This window comes from Paenibacillus rhizoplanae (genome assembly GCF_042684125.1).
Classification (GTDB): Bacteria; Bacillota; Bacilli; order Paenibacillales; family Paenibacillaceae; genus Paenibacillus_AQ; species Paenibacillus_AQ rhizoplanae.
This window is the reverse complement of record NZ_JBHUKY010000084.1, coordinates 1-1,028: the sequence shown is the minus strand read 5'-3', so window position 1 is coordinate 1,028 and position 1,028 is coordinate 1. Positions and strand designations below refer to the sequence as shown.

General features: G+C 60.1%; 1 protein-coding gene. It reads right to left on the bottom strand.

Annotated features, from left to right (window positions below):
- On the bottom strand, positions 1-1,028 hold a 1,028-nt coding region (locus ACFSX3_RS30435), incomplete at both ends, for a condensation domain-containing protein (RefSeq protein ID WP_379313662.1).

The following is a 1,028-nucleotide window of genomic DNA, read 5'->3' as shown; positions in this document are numbered from 1 at the left end:
ACAAGGTGATGGATCGCAATCAGCAGATGATCGCCGCTGCCTGTCCGGAACAATCCCAGCTGCATCAGCGGGCCGGTTTCCAGATTCATCGCCTGCTGGACCTGCGTTGCCTTCCGCTCGACCGCCGCGCTGACGTCCGCTTCCCCCGAGACGTCGAAGACCTGCAGGCGGAACGCTTGGTCTTCCGTCCCCCGGTTCTTCTGCACGATCTTCCCTGCGGCCTGCTTGTACACCATCCGCAGCGCATCGTGGTGCTCCGTCAGCTTGACTGCAACTTCCTCCACGAGCGCTTCCCGGAAACCGTCCGCGCGGTACAGCATCATCGCCTGATTCCAGTGTTGGTTTTGCGAGAAATCCTGTTCGAAAAACCAATGCTGGATCGGACTAAGTGCGACTTCGCCTTCCACGGTCCCTTCTTCGGCCGTTGCCTGGGTCGTGACCTGAACATAGCGGCTGACTTCTTCGATCGTCGGATGCGTGAACATATCCCGGACCGCCAGCTTCAGGCCTTCCGAGCCTAACCTCGACACGATCTGGATCGCTTTGATCGAATCGCCGCCCAGTTCGAAGAAGTTGTCCCGGATTCCCACTTGTTCGATTCGGAGCACGTCCTGCCAAGTCGCCGCCAGCTTCGCTTCCGTCTCGCTCCGCGGTGCGATGTATTCGTTTCCTGCCTGCACCAGCCCCTGCGGCTCTGGCAGCGCCTTCCGGTCTACCTTCCCGTTGGCCGTCAGCGGAATCCGCTCCACTTCCACCAGATACGACGGCACCATGTACTCCGGCAGGCTGCGCTTCAAATATGAACGCAGCTCGGAGGCATCGAATACCCCGCCGCTCACCACATACGCGCACAGATAAGACTCGTCCTTCTCGTCTTTCCGGGCGATGACCACCGCTTCCTTCACGTCCGTGTGCTGCAGCAGACGGTGTACGATTTCTCCCGCCTCAATCCGGTATCCCCGGATTTTCACCTGCTCGTCGATTCGGCCCATGTATTCCAGCTTCCCGTCCGGCAGCCATCTCGCCAG